The sequence below is a fragment of the Neorhizobium lilium genome (genome assembly GCF_004053875.1).
Taxonomy (GTDB): Bacteria; Pseudomonadota; Alphaproteobacteria; order Rhizobiales; family Rhizobiaceae; genus Neorhizobium; species Neorhizobium lilii.
In genome coordinates this window covers 328,144-346,169 of the sequence record NZ_SBIP01000004.1, presented here as the reverse complement: position 1 = coordinate 346,169, position 18,026 = coordinate 328,144, and the positions used below count along the sequence as shown (strand labels likewise).

Below are 18,026 nucleotides of genomic sequence, written 5' to 3'. Positions count from 1 at the left end.
ACCTGAAGGGGTCTAAAGCCGCTCTGGAGACAGGGCGGCTTTTTTGTTGACTAAAGAGACCCCATCCTATTTACAGCGCCCATATCCTCCAAGAGATAAGCCGGATCAGCAAATGCTCGAAAAGACATACGATTCCGCCGCTGTAGAACCGAAAATCGCCAAGGCTTGGGACGACGCTGACGCCTTCCGCGCCGGTGCCAATGCCAAGCCGGGCGCCGAGAGTTTCACGATCGTGATCCCGCCGCCGAACGTGACCGGCTCGCTGCACATGGGCCATGCGCTCAATAATACGCTGCAGGACATCATGGTCCGCTTCGAGCGCATGCGCGGCAAGGATGTGCTGTGGCAGCCGGGCATGGACCATGCCGGTATCGCAACGCAGATGGTCGTCGAGCGCCAGTTGATGGAGCGCCAGCTTCCGGGCAGGCGTGAGATGGGCCGCGATGCCTTTATCGACCGCGTCTGGGAATGGAAGGCGGAATCGGGCGGCGTCATCTTCAACCAGTTGAAGCGCCTTGGTGCCTCTTGCGACTGGTCCCGCGAGCGTTTCACCATGGACGAGGGCCTGTCCAAGGCCGTGCTGGAAGTCTTCGTCAGCCTCTACAAGCAGAGCCTGATCTATCGCGGCAAGCGGCTGGTCAACTGGGATCCCCAATTCGAGACTGCGATTTCCGACATCGAGGTCGAGAACCGCGAAGTCGATGGCCACATGTGGCACTTCAAGTACCCGCTGGCCGGTGGCGAGACCTATACCTATGTCGAGAAGGATTCCGACGGCAATGTCGTCTTCCAGGAAGAGCGCAACTACATTTCCATCGCGACCACCCGGCCGGAAACCATGCTTGGCGATGGCGCGGTGGCCGTTCATCCGCAGGACGAACGTTATGCGCCGATTGTCGGCAAGCTCTGCGAAATCCCCGTCGGGCCGAAGGCACTTCGGCGGCTGATTCCGATCATCACGGACGAGTATCCTGATCCGACCTTCGGCTCCGGGGCCGTCAAGATTACCGGCGCCCATGATTTCAACGACTATCAGGTCGCCAAGCGCAACGACATTCCGCTCTATCGTCTTATGGATACGCAGGCCTGCCTGCGTAGTGACGGCGAGCCATACGCCCTGTGCGCCGAACAGGCTATGGCCATAGCCCGTGGCGGAGAACTGCCGACGGAATCGGAAGTCGACGACATCAACCTCGTCCCGGACGAGTATCGCGGTCTGGACCGGTCGGCCGCGCGCAAACGGATCGTCGATGCCATCAATGCTGACGGTCTGGCGGTCACCGTCAAGGACGCCGAAGGCAATGACGTTCCTTATGTCGAGAACAAGAAGATCATGCAGCCTTTCGGCGACCGGTCGAACGTCGTCATCGAGCCGATGCTGACCGATCAATGGTTCGTCGATGCCCACACGCTGGCGCAGCCGGCGATCGCATCGGTCCGCGAGGGGCGCACCAAGTTCACGCCTAAGAACTGGGAAAAGACCTATTTCGAGTGGATGGAGAACATCCAGCCCTGGTGCATCTCGCGTCAGCTGTGGTGGGGTCATCAGATCCCAGCCTGGTACGGACCGGATGGCCAGGTCTTCGTCGAGAAAAGCGAAGAAGAAGCGCTGGAAGCTGCAATCCAGCATTACCTTTCGCATGAAGGTCCGTGGAAGGCCTGGGTTCAGGAGAAGCTGGAGAACTTCCAGCCGGGCGAGATCCTGACCCGCGACGAAGATGTGCTCGATACCTGGTTCTCTTCGGCGCTCTGGCCTTTCTCGACGTTGGGCTGGCCGGACAAGACGCCGGAACTCGACCGCTATTATCCAACCAGTGTTCTGGTTACCGGTTTTGACATCATCTTCTTCTGGGTCGCCCGCATGATGATGATGGGCCTGCACTTCATGAAGGATGAGCGCGGCAATGCCGTCGAACCCTTCCACACGGTCTACGTCCATGCCCTGGTGCGCGACAAGAACGGTCAGAAGATGTCGAAGTCCAAGGGCAACGTCATCGACCCATTGAGCCTGATCGATGAATATGGCGCCGACGCGTTGCGCTTCACGCTCGCCATCATGGCGGCGCAGGGCAGGGACGTGAAGCTCGATCCCGCCCGCATTGCCGGCTACCGCAATTTCGGCACCAAGCTCTGGAATGCCACGCGTTTCGCCGAGATGAACGGCGTGAAACTGGACCCTGAGTTTACGCCTGGCTCCGCAAAGCTCACAGTCAACCGCTGGATCCTGACCGAACTCTCTTCGACCGTCCGAGATGTAACCGAGGCGATCGAGACGCAACGCTTTAACGAAGCTACCGGTTCTCTCTACCGCTTCGTATGGAACCAGGTTTGCGATTGGTATCTGGAGCTTCTCAAGCCCATTTTCGGCGGCGAGGACGAGCAGGCCAAGTCGGAAGCACAGGCCTGCGTGGCTTATGTCCTGGATGAGACCTACAAGCTTCTGCACCCGTTCATGCCTTTTATGACGGAGGAGCTTTGGGCCCACACGTCCTCGCGGGACGACCTGCTTTGCCATGCCGATTGGCCGATGGCGGATTTTGCCGATCAGGAGGCTGCCGACGAAATCAACTGGCTGGTCGATCTCGTATCCGGCTTGCGCTCTGCGCGTTCGGAGATGAACGTTCCGCCGTCAGCAGTTGCGCCGCTCGTCGTCGTCGGGGCGAACGAGGTCACAGCCTTCCGCATGCGCCGCCACGATGCGGCCATTCGTCGGCTTGCGCGCGTCGAAAGCATCGAGCCTGCCGATATCGCCCCCAGAGGGGCGGCCCAGATCGTCGTCGGTGAAGCGACAGCCTGCCTGCCGCTCGGCAACCTTATCGATCTTGCCGCAGAAAAGGCTCGCCTCGAAAAAGCGATCCTCAAGACAGAGCAGGAGATGGATCGGCTCGGCAAGAAGCTTTCGAACGAGAAGTTTGTCGCCAATGCCGATCCTGAAGTCGTCGCTGCCGACAGAGAGCGCTTTGCGGAACTCGAAGTACAGCTAGCAAGTCTGAAGACGGCTCTTCAGCGGGTATCGGAAGCAGGTTAAGCCTAAAGGACTATGTAATAGACAAAAGCCGCGGCACGGTCCGCGGCTTTTGTCTGACTGGGTACTGAGAATTCCCGTATTGTGCAGGTGCACACTGCGAGAAAGCCCTGATGTTGCACTGTCGCCACAATCGGTAGCGGTCGCGGGATAATTTTCCTGTTGGGTCCTCCAAGTCACGCGTTTGTGACATTTTATACCCTTAGATGTCATAGGCGGCCGGTCTGCTCAAAAAATTACGTAAATTTTGCATATTTGCGCAGCGCAAGGCTGGCGATAGCGGAAAGTTGTTATTTGGGCCGAACTAACTAGAGTGATTCCAGTGAATACCGGGAGTGAGGGACAAAATGAGAAGAAAGTATATTGCTAAGGGGATTCTAGCTGTCGCAGCAGGTTTGAGCCTTCAATCGCCGGTGATGGCGGGTGGCATCGAACGTGGTGGGTATAATATCGATCTTCTTTTCGATCCTTCACCCGCGGCCGTGGAATCGACCGCGACCTTCGTCATGCCAAAGCGCAAGCTGAAGAACGTCACCGATACGGATCCCAGGGACGGCAACCTCAATCTGCTCGGTTATTCGTCGACCGCAGATGACTCCGAAAACTATTGGTCGCCACGAATCGGAGCAAAGCTCGGCTACCAAGATTTCGACTGCATGATCGATTATTCGCAGCCTTATGGCGCTCATAGCGATCCAGGTGCTCGTTGGGCGGGCGCTGCCCAGAACGTCGAAACCAAGATCAACAGCGACAACTATGCGGCGACTTGCTCCTACAGGTTCGATGCAGGTCCGGGCCAGTTGCGGGTTATCGGTGGCGGCAGCTATCTGCAGATGGATGGATTTAAAGAGCGGCTGGTCTTGGCGCCGGAAATCTTGGCGGCACCTCGGGCGTTAGGCGGCTTTGGACTTTCTGGCAGCGGCGTAGGCCGCCTTGATCTCGAAGGCGATGGCTGGGGCTGGCGCGCCGGCTTGGCCTATGAAATCCCGGAATACGCGATGCGGGCAAGCCTGGTCTATTACAGCCAGGTCAAACTCGACAACGTCACCGGCAATGTGGACCTGACACACCTTCCCGGAGCTCTTGGTGCGCTGGGTCTTGTTCCGGGCGCCGGCACCATCATCCCCGTCTCCGGCTCGACCGCCATGCCCGATGCTCTCGAACTGAAGCTTCAATCAGGCATCGCTCCGGACTGGTTGGCTTTCGGATCGGTCAAGTGGACGGATTGGAGCCAGTTGCAGCGCATTCCCTTCTACACAGCCAGCGGCGTTGAGGTGACGGCGCTTGATCTCGCTTATCGTGACGGCTGGACGGTAACCGCAGGTGTTGGCCACAAATTCAACGAACAGTGGAGCGGTGCGATGAGCGTGACCTGGGATCGGGGTACATCTCAGGAATATGGTTCCCAGTCGGATACCTGGGCATTGACCGCCGGTGTCGCCTATTCTCCCAACAAGAACGTGGAGATCCGGCTCGCAGGTGTCGTCGGCATCCTGACCAGCGGCAATTCCAGCGCCATGAGCGTTGGCGGCGTACCGGTCGGCGATGAAGCGTCCTATAGCTACGGCAGCGACGTCGTCACGGCGCTCAACACATCGCTGAAGGTCAAGTTCTAAGCAATTTGTGCGGACGTGAAGAAAAGCCCGGCTTGTCCGGGCTTTTTTCATGGCCAATTCCCTGCATCCGCATGCGCTGTTTTTGTGACGGAATCGCAACACTTGTCTGAGACAGTCGAGCCGAGCGATCAGGCGCTGCATTCTGTCCATTTCCCGCCACAAAGGGGGAGCAGCGATAGAGCCAAGAACGGGCGCGGACCGCGGGGGCGGGGCGCGTATATCGGAGTATCATGGGCGGGTTATTCAAGGAAAAGCGCGGCTTTGGGCACGCTGACGAACGGGTTCGGGGACCCGTGTCGATCTATGAGCGAGGCTTTTCGGCAAGTCTAAGTCTTGCCGAAAACGGGCTCTACAGTTTCACGAACGGGGCGGATTTTCTCTACGGTCATCGGCGTGGAAGTTTGTCCGGTTCCAAGGCTCGGACTGCGGACAACCGCAGGTCTCCGATGCCGATTGAGAGAAACTGAGCCATGTCGAAGTTTGACAATGTCTCCATTCGGGTAGTGCTTCTTGGATTGTCGTTGGCCTCCTTCGCAGCGGCCCCGGCATCCGCTTTCGATATCAAATCTGGGGTAACAAAAGAGTCCGGCCCCTTTGACCTCTTCAAGTTCGGCTTCAAGGCTTACAAGAACGGCCAGAAGGAAGATGCAGTCGAGGCCTATCGCTACGCGGCAGAAAAGGGCCACACCGGTTCGCGCTGGGCGCTTGCCAATATGTATGCCGACGGCGACGGTGTCGCCAAGAACGATTTCGAAGCCTTCAAGATCTATAACGAGATCGCGTCACAGGGTGTGGAGCCCGGCTCGGAAGACACTGGCTTCTTCGTGAATGCACTTCTGTCGCTTGCCGCCTATTACCGGCGCGGCATTCCGGACAGCCCGATTAAGCCGGACCTCGCTCAGGCTCGCCAGTTGTACTTCCAAGTCGCATCGACCTTCGGCGTGGCGGAAGCGCAGTTCCAACTGGCCAAGATGATCATGGCGGGCGAGGGTGGTGCGCCCAATATGCAGCAGGCGAAGAAGTGGCTCAACCAGGCCCGCAAGAGCGGCCACCCGGGCGCCATGGCCGTGTTCGGCAATGTTCTATTCGATGAAGGGCAGACAGTGCGCGGGCTTGCCTTCCTGACGGCGGCGCTGGACAAATGCGCGGCCAAGGATTGCATCTGGATGCAGCAGCTTCAGGAACAGGCCTTCTCGGTGGCTGGCGAAGAAGATCGCCGCGGCGCGATTGCTCTGTCCCGCGAGTTTGCCAGAGGCGGCGACTGAAGCTCAGGTTCAGCTAAAATTGAAGATCCCGACCACGGGGACGTGGTCCGATGGTTTTTCCCATGCCCGCACATGTTTCTCGATGCTGACGGAGGTGAGCCTGTCGGAGGCTTCCGGCGAAAGCATCAGGTGATCGATGCGGATACCGTTGTTCTTCTGCCAGGCGCCGGCTTGATAGTCCCAGAAGGTATAGAGCTTGGCCGCATCGGTCGTGGCGCGCACGGCATCGACCAACCCAAGGTTTTCGAGGCTGCGAAATGCGGCCCGCGTCTGCGGTAGGAACAGCGCATCCGTCGTCCAGACGGTTGGATCGACGCAATCATGAGGCTCGGGGATGACGTTGTAGTCGCCAGCCAGGATCAACGGCTCCTCCAGCAAGAGGCAGGCCTCCGCATGGCGGCGAAGCCGCTCCATCCAGGCAAGCTTGTAAGGATACTTCACCGGATCATCTGATGGGTTGCCGTTAGGCAGGTAGATCGAGGCCACGCGGATTGCACCACCGGGAACGGAAAACACGCCTTCGATATAGCGTGACTGCTCATCCTTCGTTCCGTCAGGGTTCTCACCGCCGGGAAGACCGCGCGTCACCTCGTCCGGCTTGCTTTTCGATAGAAGTGCCACGCCATTGAAGCCCTTTTGCCCATGCGTTTCCACGTGGTAGCCGAGAGCTTCGATTTCCAGCCGCGGGAAGGTCTCGTCGACCGACTTGATCTCCTGCAGGCAAGCAATGTCAGGCGACGACTCGCGCAGCCACTGGCATAGGTTTTCAAGGCGGGCCTTCACGCCGTTGATGTTCCAGGTGGCGATCTTCATGAGCATCTTCCTTCCGCTATCCGCATTCCTTTTAGCGAAAGCCGATCCTTTGGGAAGACCGAAGCCTGAAGGTCAGATCGAGAAACTCGTTCCGCATCCGCAGCTGGCAACGGCATTGGGATTGTTGATCTGGAAGGACTGGCCGAGAAGATTATCGACGAAGTCGATTTCCGATCCCGCCATATAGACGAGCGAGAGGCTGTCGATCAGCACCTTGGCCTCGCCATTGGCGACGACCACATCATCGTCCTGCGGTGCTTCCGCGAGATCGAACTTGTAGGAGAAGCCGGAACAGCCACCGCCCTCGACGGAAACCCGAAGAGCCTGCTTGCCTGCTTCACCGCCAACGATCTGAGCGATCTTCTTTGCGGCGGCATCCGAGAGAGTTACATTCGCTTGCATCGTTCGCTCCTGCCGGGGTCAAGGCCCGGAGAGATTTCATGTCACCCGCTTTGCGCAGGCCCTGACTATAGGTATGAAGACACAAAGGGCGCGTCAATGGTTGCAAGCTCTATGACGAGACGAACACGCAGGTGAGTGCATGACGATCGATACCGGGGCGCTTGGCTTTGGCAGCGGAGAGCGTGCCCTTTATGCAACCAATCCATGGACATCGCGCGGGCGTCTCTTTCCCGAAGCCAATAGCCTGACGCGATCAGAGTTCCAGCGAGACCGGGACCGCATCGTCCATACCACTGCCTTTCGGCGGCTCAAGCATAAGACACAGGTCTTCATCAGTCCCGATGGCGATCACTATCGCACGCGTCTCACCCACACGATCGAGGTGGCGCAGATTGCTCGCTCCCTGGCCCGAGCCCTGAAGCTGGACGAGGACCTGGCAGAGGGCGTAGCGCTGGTGCATGATTTCGGCCACACCCCTTTCGGTCATACCGGCGAGGATGCGCTGGACGAACTGCTGCAGCCTTATGGCGGCTTCGACCACAATGCGCAGTCCTTGCGGATCGTCACCAAGCTGGAGCGGCGCTATGCGGAGTTCGATGGCCTGAACCTTACCTGGGAAAGCCTGGAAGGCCTGGTGAAGCACAACGGTCCGCTGCAGACGACGACAGGCGAGGGCATCAAAGGACCGATCCCGCGGCCTATCCGCGACTACTGCGAACTTCACGACCTGGAACTGGCAAGCTTTGCCAGCCTGGAAGCGCAGGTTGCCGCAATCTCCGACGACATCGCCTATAACACGCATGACATCGATGATGGGCTGCGGTCCGGCCTGCTGACTTTCGAGATGCTGGAGGACGTGCCATTTCTGGCCGGGTTGATGGCGGAGGTCCGGGCACGCTATCCGGACCTTGAGCCAAGCCGCTTTGCTCACGAGATCATGCGCCGGCAGATCACCCACATGGTGGAAGACGTCATCGGGATTGCCCAAGACAATCTACAGAAACTGCAGCCGCAAAGTGCGGCTGATATTCGCGCGGCAGACCATGTCATCGCCACCTTTTCCTCGGAAATGGCAAAAACCGACCGGCTGATCAAGAAACTGCTCTTTTCCCGCATCTATCGTCATCCGGACATCATGCGCATCCGTGCCGGAGCCGCGCAGATCCTGTCAGACCTTTTTCAGGCCTATATGAACGACCCTTCGCTCATGCGAAGCCACTACTGGGTCAATCATATCCCGGGGCTGGATGATGGGGCTAAAGCCCGCCACGTGGCCGATTATCTGGCGGGCATGACGGATACCTACGCCGTCCGTGCCCATGGCGAGTTGTTTGACCATACACCTGATTTGCGCTAGGCAGCCGGCCACAACAGCGGCTTTCCAAAGGCTGTCGCTATCAGGCATGCGAGCGAGTGACATGAATATTTTTAGCGACTTCGAAACCAGAATAAAGAGCACGCTGGAAACGCTTGATCTGATTAAGGAAAAGCGCGGCGAAGTCGATTTCGGCCGCATTACGGTCGAGCCGCCGCGCGATCCGAGCCATGGAGATGTGGCAACCAATGCCGCCATGGTTCTATCCAAGCCGCTCGGCACAAATCCGCGCGCCTTGGCCGATATCATCGCGACTGCACTCAAGGGCGACGGCGATATCAGCGAAGTGTCCGTCGCCGGTCCCGGCTTCATCAACATTCGTTTATCGACTAGCTACTGGCAGCGGCTGCTGGCCACCATGATCGAGCTCGGCACCAGCTTTGGCCGCTCCCAGATCGGCGCCGGCCACAAGGCCAATGTGGAATATGTCTCTGCCAACCCTACCGGCCCCATGCACGTCGGTCATTGCCGTGGGGCGGTGGTTGGCGACGCGCTTGCCAACCTGATGCAGTTTGCCGGCTATGACGTTACCAAGGAATACTACATCAACGATGCCGGCGGGCAGATCGATGTGTTGGCGCGCTCGGTCTTCCTGCGATACCGCGAGGCGCTAGGCGAAGACATCGGCGCGATCCCGGAAGGCCTCTATCCCGGCGATTATCTGGTCCCGGTCGGCCAGGAACTGGCGGCGGAATACGGTCCGCGGCTGCATAACATGTCGGAAGAGGATTGGCTGCCTTTGGTCAAGGACAAGGCGATTGACGCCATGATGGCGATGATCCGTTCGGACCTCGAGGCCCTCAACGTCCATCACGATGTCTTCTTCTCGGAGCGCACGCTTCATGCCAACGGCGCCCAGCGGATTCGCCAGGCAATCAACGACCTGACCTTCAAGGGTCACGTCTATCGCGGAACGCTTCCGCCGCCCAAGGGCCAGTTGCCGGAGGATTGGGAAGACCGTGAGCAAACCCTGTTCCGCTCGACCGAAGTGGGCGACGATATCGACCGCCCGCTTATAAAGTCGGATGGCAGCTACACCTATTTTGCGGCCGACGTCGCCTATTTCAAGGACAAGTTCGACCGCGGCTACGACGAGATGATCTACGTGCTGGGCGCGGACCATGGCGGCTATGTGAAGCGGCTGGAGGCCGTCGCCCGCGGCGTTTCCGAAGGCAAGGCCAAGCTGACGGTTCTGCTGTGCCAGCTGGTAAAACTCTACCGCAACGGCGAGCCGGTGAAGATGTCGAAGCGCTCCGGCGACTTCGTCACGCTACGGGAAGTGGTGGACGAGGTGGGACGTGATTCGGTCCGCTTCATGATGCTCTACCGCAAGAGTTCCGAACCCCTGGACTTCGATTTTGCCAAGGTGACGGAGCAATCCAAGGACAATCCGGTATTTTATGTGCAGTACGCGCATGCGCGGTGCATGTCGGTTCTACGGCAGGCAAAGGAAGCCTTTGCCGATCTCGATCCGAGTGTGGCGGACCTTGCTCGCTCCACTGCTTTGATCAATGATCCCAACGAGTTGCAGATAGTTGCGAAACTCGCAGAATACCCGCGTGTCGTGGAAGCCGCGGCCATTGCGCAAGAGCCGCATCGGCTTGCATTCTACCTATACGACCTGGCAAGTTCCTTCCATGCGCACTGGAATAAGGGTAAAGAACAACCTGAATTACGTTTTGTTAATGATAAAAACCGAGAATTGAGCGTTGCCAGACTTGGGCTGGTGCATGCTGTCGCCTCTGTCTTGAAGTCCGGACTTGCAATTACAGGCACAGCAGCACCAGAAGAAATGCGGTAAATCGCCACCATTTCCCCACATTGCACTGGCAAAGCGTTGTAATGTAGGTGAGTGGACGAGGTAATGGCCGAAAACAACCTTGCGCGTAACCGGAATGATATCCCGGACATCTTTGCCGATGACGACCCGCTGGCTGAACTTGCCCGGATTGTCGGTTATGACGAGCGGCTTGTTCCGACTCCGCAGTCGCCTGTGCCAGCCGCACTGACGGCTCCGCGTCGCGAGCCGGCCTTCAATCTCGAAGATGAGCTTCTGCGCGAATTCGAGCGCTACGATTCGCCGCGTCTCGATCCGGCCAATGACTTGGTTCTGAGCGAACAGCCGGACGACCAGCCGCAGCCCGATCCGGGCCTCGATGCTGCTGCTTCCTCAGAGCTTCGCGAGCATGAGTTGGTTCCCACCGGTATCACCGGGACGCCTGATCCGTTTGCGGACCAGGATTGGCATGGTCATGCCGAACCTGCCCACGTGTTTGATCTGACAACAAAGCCTGCCGCGGCCGCAGAGCCTTTCCACGCGCAAGAGCCGCGTGTCGAACCGGGTTTCGATGTGGGTCAGGATGACGATGCCGCCTTCGATCGGCCTGTAGAAGCCGAGTTCGAGCCTGCTGCAGCCGAATTTGCACCCGCTCCCGCGGAGGCTCGGGCCGAACCTTCGTTTGTCGAAGAACCCTATGCTTTCGATCTCGCCGACGAGCTCGAATCGTCCATTTCGCCTGAATCTGCGCCGATTGTCGCACCTAAGCCGGAACCGAAACGGGGCGGTGCCTATGTCCCCGGCTTCCGTATGCCGCTTGCGAATTTCAATACCAATACGAGAACTGGAGCAGTCGTAGCGCCGGAGACGGCGGCTCAGGCGCCTTCGATCGCCCCTGAGATGCCGGCTTGGGACTTCGTGCCGCCGGCACCGACCGGCGCGAGCGAACCCTGGTCTGCCGCGCAGGCTTCATCGGTCATGCCGATGCAGGATGTGGTCCCGGCACCTGTCACGGTGGTTCCGCCCGTCTCGGCTGAAATACCAGTAAGCAAGTCTTCGCCCGAGAGCGGCTCGGCCAAGTTCTCGGCGCTGGACGATCTGATCTATGACGTTGCGCGTTTCCCTGTGACTGAGCCTGTCAAGCAGGCGCAATCAGAGCCCGAACTTTCGGTGCAGCCTGTCGTCCCGGTAGCGCCAGCATTACAGGCCGATCCGATCCAGGACGCTTCAGCGCAAATGCCGCAAGCTTCGGAAGAGCCGACCTTCGATCCCTTCACGGACGATGAATTCGAACTTGCGCTCGATGATCTGGAACTGGATCTCGCAGATGTCGTCGTAGCCGAGAACAGCAGGCTTGCAGCCGAGCCTGTCAGGGCGGCCGCTCCTGTCGAGGCGCCACCAGTGGCTGTCCAGCGGCCCGTCGTTCCGCAGCCAACATTTATTCAGCCCGTAACCGTTCAGCCGGTTGCGACGCCCGTTCCGGTTCCCGAGCCTGTGGTCGTTGCTCAGCCGGTGTTCGAGGAAACCTATGATTCGCTCGAGCCGGAATCGGATCTTCCTTTCGACCCTGCTTTGATCTCCGAGTCCGAAGAGCGCCCCGAAGCCATTGCAGATCTGGACGTGCCTGCTCTGCCGGCTGAGGAGCCTGAGCACGAGCCTGCGTATCGCCCGGATTACGACATCGACATCGATGCGGAACTGGCGACGTTGCTGGTTGCCGCAACGCCTGCCGCTGCCGTCGAGCCTGCCCGTTCCGCTGCCGCGCCTGCGACGGAAAGCAAGTCCCAGGAACCACGTTCGGTCTATGCGGATCTGGACGAATTCGAACGTGCTTTGGAAGAAGATTTTCGGCGCAGCCTTGCCACCCCGCTACCCGCTTCCGAGCGCTATGCGGAGGTTAATAGCGGCTATAGTGAAGAGCTTGCCGAACCACAGAGCCGTGGCTCGTCTCGCAGCTGGGTTCTGCCGCTAGCTTTTGTGGGCGTCCTGGCTGTCGCCGGGGGCGGTGCCTATGCCTTGCTCGGCAATGGCGTCCCGGGCATCGTCTCTGGAGAGCCGGTCGTCATTGCGGCAGATAAGGAGCCGATCAAGATCGCACCGGACAATCCCGGCGGCAAAACCGTGCCGAACCAGGATAAGGCGGTTTATGATCGCGTTGCCGGCGCTCCGCCGGAAACGCCGAAGCAGCAGACGCTGATCTCCAGCAATGAAGAACCGGTCGATGTCGTTCAAAAGACGCTGATGCCGGATAACCTGCCGCTGGAAGGCGAAGAGGAAGTCGAACCGACCGATGTCGGCCAGACGGAAGATGCAAGGCTGCTGCCGCAGCAGGATCAGCAGGCCGCCCCCGGTAGCCAGCAGGATCCGGTCACGGTTACGCCGCGCAAGGTCAAGACGATGATCGTTCGACCGGATGGAAAGCTGGTCGAGCAGGAAGTCACCACGCCAGCTCCGGCTCTCGCAGCTCAAAAGATCCCCTCCGCCGCGTCGAAGTCCGTGGAACTGGCTGCGTTGCCGACGCATGAGCAGGTGCCGGTCTCGGCTACACCGGGCTCCCAACCCAAGCCTTCCGGGATCGTTCCGGTCTCGGCCCCGATCGATGCTGCCAAATCTGCTCAGCCCACTCCCGCGGCAGCCGAACAGACTTCGGTTCAGCCGGCTGTGGCGGCACCGGCGGCCCGTGCTCCGGTTCCGGCCACGCGTCCGTCGCAGCAACCCGTGAATGTCGTCGCTGCTGTAACGGACCAGGGTAACGTGCGTCCTGCCCAGGCACCGGCAGCTTCGCCTTCGGCAGGTACGCAGGTCGCTTCTCTTGGCGATGGCGGCTACGTCATCCAGATCGCGTCGCTGCCGAGCCAGGCCGATGCCCAGAAGTCCTACCAGAACCTGTCGTCCAAGTTCGGCACGGTGATTGGTGGTCGCGGCGTCGATATCAAGGCTGCGGAAGTGGCTGGCAAGGGTACGTTCTACCGTGTCCGCATCCCCGCAGGCAGCAAGACGGATGCGGTTGCGCTCTGCGAACGCTATCGGTCGGCTGGCGGCACCTGCCTCGTGGCCAAATAAAAGAGCTTGAGGAATTCGAGATAGACGAACGGGGCGCATGTCGCCCCGTTTTTCGTTTGGTGTCTATGGGGTAGCGTGAGTTATGAGCGAATCAAAAGCAATGATCCTGGGCTGCAGCGGCGCCCAACTCACCCCGGACGAAGTCTCCCTTTATCGGGACGAACGGCCCTGGGGCTTCATCCTGTTTGCCCGCAACTGCATCGAGCTTCCTCAGATCACAGATCTGGTGGCGTCTATGCGCGAGGCGGTCGGCCGTCCGGATGCAGCTGTGCTGATCGACCAGGAGGGCGGGCGCGTACAGCGCATCCGCCCTCCCATGATCGAGCGCTATCCCTCGGCGGCGGTGCTCGGCGAGATCTATCGCCGCGACCGTGACCAGGGGCTGCGGGCGGCGTGGCTGATGTCGCGACTACACGCTTTCGACCTTATGAAGCTCGGCATCAATGTCGACTGCCTTCCGGTGCTGGATGTCCCGGTGGAAGGCGCGAGCAACGTCATCGGCGACCGCGCCTATGGTTTCGATCCACAGGCGGTAGCGGAGATGGGCAAGGCGGCGGCGGAAGGCTTGAAGGCGGGTGGCATGCTGCCGATCATGAAGCACATCCCCGGCCATGGCCGGGGAATGGCTGACTCCCATCATGAGCTGCCGGTCGTGACCGCCTCCCGCGCCGAACTCGAGGCCCATGATTTCCAGCCCTTCGTCGCCCTGAAGGACGAACTGATGGCCATGAGCGCCCATATCGTGTTCACGGCTATAGATGCTGAGCAGCCTGCTACCACTTCGCCAAAGGTCATCGAGGAGATCATCCGCGGCCATATCGGCTTCGATGGACTTCTCGTCTCGGACGATTCATCGATGAATGCGCTCAAGGGGACGCTTGGCGAGCGCGCTGCCAGAATCGTGGCCGGCGGCTGCGATATTGTGTTGCATTGCAATGGCCTGATGGACGAAATGAAAGCGGTCGTGAAAGAAGCGGTGCCGCTTGCCGGCAATGCTCTTCGTCGGGCCCAGGCGGTAAAGGCAGGTTTCCGACCGGCGGACGCTGCCAACGAGGATGCCGTACGGCAGGAATTTCACAGTCTGGTCGCCGTGTCCTGATCGCGGCGAGGGGAAAGGGGTTTCGGAGTGGCAGGAACATCGTCGCGGGATGCCATTCCGGCGGACAAGCTCTGGCAGAATGCCGAAGAGCGTGCGGCCGACGAACCTGCCTTTATGATCGACGTTGCAGGCTTTGAGGGCCCACTTGATCTCTTGCTCCACCTGGCGCGCAGCCAAAAGCTGGATCTTTCTCGGATTTCCGTCCTGGCGCTGGCGGAGCAATATCTAACATTCGTGGATAGCGCGCGGCGGGTGCGCATCGAGCTTGCTGCCGACTATCTGGTGATGGCGGCGTGGCTCGCTTTTCTCAAGTCGAAGCTCCTCATTCCTCAGCCGGTGAGGGGAGACGACGGACCGAGCGGCGAAGAAATGGCCGCTACTCTGGCCTTCCGCCTGAGGCGGCTCGAGGCTATGCGGGAGGCCGCCACGGCGCTGGTCAACCGTAATCGTCTGGGTCGGGATATATTCGCAAGGGGTGCGCCGGAGCATATCCCCCACCGGGTGGAATCGGCCTATGACGCGACGCTCTATGATCTCCTCTCGGCCTATGCCAACCTGCGGCAGCGGACCTCGGTCACGCAAGTCACGATCGAGCGGCGCAAGGTCTGGTCGCTGGTGGAAGCCCGCGACCTCCTGACCCGCATGCTGGGCGAGATCGCCGATTGGACAGCGCTTCAGCAGTACCTGCTGCCCTATCTCCCTCCGCATGATCGCGTTACGGCGACGGCCAGCGCCTTTGCGGCGTCACTGGAAATGGTTCGTGAAGGTACGCTCGAAATCCGCCAGGACGGCGCTTTCCAGCCGCTATACCTGCGCAAAGGTCCCGGGCGGCAATCTCCTTCGGGGGGCACACAATAATGGTCGAAGTCGAGAGCGATATCGCCATGTCGGACGAGGCTCCCATCGAGATTGCGATGATGGACATGCCCGAGCTTATGCGGATTGCAGAAGCGCTGGTGTTTGCCTCGGCGGAGCCGGTGTCGGAAGCCTTTCTTGCAGACCGGCTTCCGCATGGAACGAACGTCTCGGAGGTCATGGCAAGGCTGATGGAGTTTTATGCGCCCCGCGGCGTCAATCTTGTGCGCATGGCGGACCGGTGGGCTTTTCGTACTGCGGCGGATCTTTCCTTCGTCATTCGCAAGGATGACAACGAGGTCAAGAAGCTGTCGCGCGCAGCCCTCGAAGTGCTGGCCATCATCGCCTATCACCAGCCGGTAACCCGGGCCGAGATCGAGGATATCCGCGGCGTCCAGACATCGAGGGGAACGCTCGACGTGCTGATGGAGGCAGGCTGGGTCCGCTTCCGGGGTCGTCGCAGGTCTCCAGGCCGTCCCGTTACACTCGGCACCACGGTGGAGTTTCTTGACCATTTCGGATTGGAGGAACTGCGCGATCTCCCTGGTCTCGAAGAATTGAAGGGCGCCGGATTGCTGTCTGGGCGTATCCCGCCGAGCCTCAGCATTCCGCTTCCGGGCACGGAGGATGAACTGGCGGAGGACGAGGATCCCATCACGCAGATGGACCTCGCAGAGCTTGGTCTTCTTGCGCCCAGCGGCGGTGCCGAGAATTAGCGCAAGCGTCGCATCATCCAATACGTTGGCCTTTGCGGGTGATCGTTGTTTGAGGTGATGGTTCAGGAAATGCGTTGGCCGGCTATTGGCAGAGCACGCATTGCCTCGTCCGGCATGTTGGGTGGGACATTTGGTGTTTGAAAAAGCACTGTAATGAGCTTACATCGAACAACAGGTTATTATGGAGTTGGACTATGGGTTCTTTTAGTGTGTGGCATTGGCTGATCGTTCTGGTCATCGTGCTTGTTCTGTTCGGACGCGGCAAGATTCCGGAACTGATGGGCGATGTTGCCAAGGGCATCAAGAGCTTCAAGAAGGGCATGTCCGACGACGACGCGCCGGAGGCGCCCAGCGCCACGACCACGACGACCACTGCGAAGACGGTCGATCATAAGCCGGACGAGGTCAAGGAACCAAGCCGGTTCTAAGAGCCGGCTGCCGGGTTCAGGAGCCTCATTGAATGTTCGATATCGGTTGGACCGAACTGCTTGTCATCGCCGTCGTCCTGATTGTCGTGGTGGGTCCGAAAGACCTGCCGCCGATGCTGAGGGCTTTCGGCAAGATGACGGCGAACCTGCGCAAGATGGCGGGGGATTTCCGCACCCAGTTCGACGAGGCTCTGCGTGAGTCGGAACTGGATGACGTCAGGAGGACGCTGAGCGACGCACAGCGACTGAATCCCACGAATGCTCTGCGTGAAGCGATCAATCCGCTTCGTCAGATGGGCCAGGATATCCGCAGCGATCTCCAGAAGGCGACGCAGGTTCCAAGCGCGCCTGAAGTCAGCAAGACCGATATCGAGGCACAGCAGGCCGTCGAAGGCGCTGCGGCGGATCCAATTCCGGAGATCCCGGTATCGGCTTCTGTGGCTTCGACGACGCCTGTACCGGTCATGCCGGTCACCTCGGCGCCTATGCCGTCACCGGTCGTCGTGAACACCGCAGCGCCAGCCCCTGAAAAGCCTAAGCGTGCGCGCAAAGCTCCCGTCGTGGCTCAATCGGCCGCTGAACCGGTCGCATTAGAGCAGGCCGAAAAGCTTAAGCGTGTGACGGTTGGACGTAAGGCAACTCCTGCACCGAAAATCGATGCCGCTGTCGAGATAGCAGCCGCTATTGAAAAGCCGCGCCGACGCGTGGCCAAAAAGACTGACACCCCGAAGGACGACGCATGAGCGGTGATTACGAGGATAAGCCGCAGCCGCTTATCGAGCATCTGATGGAACTGCGCACGCGCCTGATCTGGTCGATCGGTGCGTTTTTCCTGGCCTTTGTCGTCTGCTTCTTCTTCGCCAAGCAGCTCTTCAACCTGCTCGTCATACCTTACAAATGGGCGGTGATCTGGGCGCATCTCGACATTGCCAAGTCCGAACTCATCTACACGGCCCCGCAGGAATTCTTCTTTACCCAGGTCAAGGTTGCGATGTTCGGTGGCCTCGTGATCGCCTTCCCGGTGATCGCATCACAGCTTTACAAGTTCGTCGCGCCAGGTCTCTACAAGAACGAACGCGCAGCCTTCCTGCCGTTTCTGATTGCCTCGCCCGTTCTCTTCCTCCTGGGTGCGGCACTCGTCTATTTCTTCTTCACTCCCATGGTCATGTGGTTCTTCCTGGCGATGCAGCAGGCGCCCACCGAGGGAGAAATCGGCATCTCGCTTTTGCCGCGTGTGTCCGAATATCTCAGCCTGATCATGACGCTGGTGCTGTCTTTCGGTCTCGTCTTCCAGCTGCCGGTCATTACGACGCTTCTGGCGCGTGTCGGGATTCTCTCCAGCGACTGGCTGAGGCAGAAGCGCAAGTTCGCCATCGTCATGGCCTTCATTGTCGCTGCGGTGCTGACGCCGCCCGATCCCATGTCCCAGATCGGTCTTGCGCTGCCCACCATCCTTCTCTACGAGATTTCCATCTACGCCGCGCGACTCGTCGAGCGCAAACGGGAGGAATCTCTTGCCGAGGAATCCCCGTCGAGCGTCGCAACGACGGAAGGTCCTTGAGCCTTCCGCTTGCGGTCGTCATGCGGCTTCC

General features: G+C 59.7%; 14 protein-coding genes. 12 read left to right on the top strand and 2 right to left on the bottom strand.

The annotated features are described in order from the left end of the window. Positions 1-112: 112 nt before the first annotated feature. The 3 genes from EPK99_RS18545 (at position 113) to exoR (ending at position 5,906) form a co-directional block, all read left to right on the top strand. Positions 113-3,028 (top strand): valine--tRNA ligase, encoded by a 2,916-nt coding sequence (locus EPK99_RS18545; protein ID WP_128444576.1) that lies wholly within the window; start codon positions 113-115, stop codon positions 3,026-3,028. A gap of 344 nt (positions 3,029-3,372) precedes the next feature. After that, positions 3,373-4,641 carry an outer membrane protein transport protein gene (locus EPK99_RS18540; protein ID WP_128444575.1) on the top strand — a complete coding sequence of 423 codons (1,269 nt, stop codon included), beginning with the start codon at positions 3,373-3,375 and terminating at the stop codon, positions 4,639-4,641. 470 nt (positions 4,642-5,111) lie between these two features. After that, on the top strand, positions 5,112-5,906 hold the full coding sequence (gene exoR / locus EPK99_RS18535) for an exopolysaccharide production regulator ExoR (RefSeq protein ID WP_128444574.1): 795 nt from the start codon (positions 5,112-5,114) through the stop codon (positions 5,904-5,906). Positions 5,907-5,915: 9 nt separating this feature from the next. Here the strand turns inward: exoR and xth are convergent, their stop codons facing one another. Together xth and erpA are read right to left on the bottom strand one after the other, a co-directional pair. Beyond that, positions 5,916-6,719 carry an exodeoxyribonuclease III gene (gene xth / locus EPK99_RS18530; protein ID WP_128444573.1) on the bottom strand — a complete coding sequence of 268 codons (804 nt, stop codon included), beginning with the start codon at positions 6,717-6,719 and terminating at the stop codon, positions 5,916-5,918. A gap of 72 nt (positions 6,720-6,791) precedes the next feature. Then, complete coding sequence (erpA, locus tag EPK99_RS18525) at positions 6,792-7,121, bottom strand: iron-sulfur cluster insertion protein ErpA (protein WP_128444572.1); 330 nt, start codon at positions 7,119-7,121, stop codon at positions 6,792-6,794. Between the two features lie 139 nt (positions 7,122-7,260). Here erpA and EPK99_RS18520 point away from each other — a divergent pair, with 139 nt between their 5' ends. The 9 genes from EPK99_RS18520 (at position 7,261) to tatC (ending at position 17,995) form a co-directional block, all read left to right on the top strand. Continuing rightward, the gene (locus tag EPK99_RS18520) at positions 7,261-8,478 is read left to right on the top strand and encodes a deoxyguanosinetriphosphate triphosphohydrolase (protein ID WP_128444571.1); all 1,218 of its coding nucleotides are present in this window, start codon (positions 7,261-7,263) and stop codon (positions 8,476-8,478) included. A gap of 61 nt (positions 8,479-8,539) precedes the next feature. Then, positions 8,540-10,297, top strand: a complete 1,758-nt coding sequence (gene argS / locus EPK99_RS18515; RefSeq protein ID WP_128444570.1) for an arginine--tRNA ligase — start codon at positions 8,540-8,542, stop codon at positions 10,295-10,297. A gap of 63 nt (positions 10,298-10,360) precedes the next feature. After that, the gene (locus EPK99_RS18510; RefSeq protein ID WP_128444569.1) at positions 10,361-13,336 is read left to right on the top strand and encodes an SPOR domain-containing protein; all 2,976 of its coding nucleotides are present in this window, start codon (positions 10,361-10,363) and stop codon (positions 13,334-13,336) included. Positions 13,337-13,418: 82 nt separating this feature from the next. Then, positions 13,419-14,435 carry a beta-N-acetylhexosaminidase gene (gene nagZ / locus EPK99_RS18505; protein WP_128444568.1) on the top strand — a complete coding sequence of 339 codons (1,017 nt, stop codon included), beginning with the start codon at positions 13,419-13,421 and terminating at the stop codon, positions 14,433-14,435. A gap of 27 nt (positions 14,436-14,462) precedes the next feature. Next, complete coding sequence (locus tag EPK99_RS18500; RefSeq protein ID WP_128444567.1) at positions 14,463-15,293, top strand: segregation and condensation protein A; 831 nt, start codon at positions 14,463-14,465, stop codon at positions 15,291-15,293. Between the two features lie 26 nt (positions 15,294-15,319). After that, positions 15,320-16,006: an SMC-Scp complex subunit ScpB gene (gene scpB, locus EPK99_RS18495; protein ID WP_245582507.1), complete on the top strand. Its 687-nt coding sequence runs from the start codon at positions 15,320-15,322 to the stop codon at positions 16,004-16,006. A 194-nt stretch (positions 16,007-16,200) separates the two neighbouring features. Then, complete coding sequence (locus EPK99_RS18490) at positions 16,201-16,434, top strand: twin-arginine translocase TatA/TatE family subunit (RefSeq protein ID WP_128444565.1); 234 nt, start codon at positions 16,201-16,203, stop codon at positions 16,432-16,434. 32 nt (positions 16,435-16,466) lie between these two features. Then, positions 16,467-17,177 (top strand): Sec-independent protein translocase protein TatB, encoded by a 711-nt coding sequence (tatB, locus tag EPK99_RS18485; RefSeq protein ID WP_128444564.1) that lies wholly within the window; start codon positions 16,467-16,469, stop codon positions 17,175-17,177. After that, entirely contained in the window at positions 17,174-17,995 is an 822-nt protein-coding gene (gene tatC / locus EPK99_RS18480; protein WP_128444563.1) for a twin-arginine translocase subunit TatC, read from the top strand. The genes tatB and tatC overlap by 4 nt, the downstream gene beginning before the upstream one ends. Positions 17,996-18,026: the final 31 nt, after the last annotated feature.